At 66.5% G+C, this 254-nt stretch carries 1 pseudogene; it reads left to right on the top strand.

The features are described from left to right. Positions 1 to 109: pseudogene (locus PUR61_RS45325) on the top strand (IS5/IS1182 family transposase); the annotation flags it as partial. Positions 110 to 254 lie beyond the last annotated feature (145 nt).

Here is a 254-nt window from a genome sequence, read left to right as displayed (position 1 = left end):
CGGCGGCTTCCGCCGACTCCACCGCCGCTACGAACGCAAGGGCACCCACTTCGCGGCCTTCGCCACCATCGCCGCCACCCTCATCTGCAACCGCAGAATCACCAAATGAGATCACTTCTAACGAGTTGGTGCGTGATAGCGGGTGGGGCAGCAGGGGGCTGGTTGAGGTCTGTGGTTCACGTGCCGGCGGTGCGGTCGGAGACGAGGCCGGCGATGGCGCGGTAGGTGTCGGGCAGGGTCTCTCGGCGGTGTGT

Source organism: Streptomyces sp. BE20 (assembly GCF_036322525.1).
Taxonomy (GTDB): Bacteria; Actinomycetota; Actinomycetes; order Streptomycetales; family Streptomycetaceae; genus Kitasatospora.
This window is presented reverse-complemented; position numbering and strand designations above follow the sequence as displayed.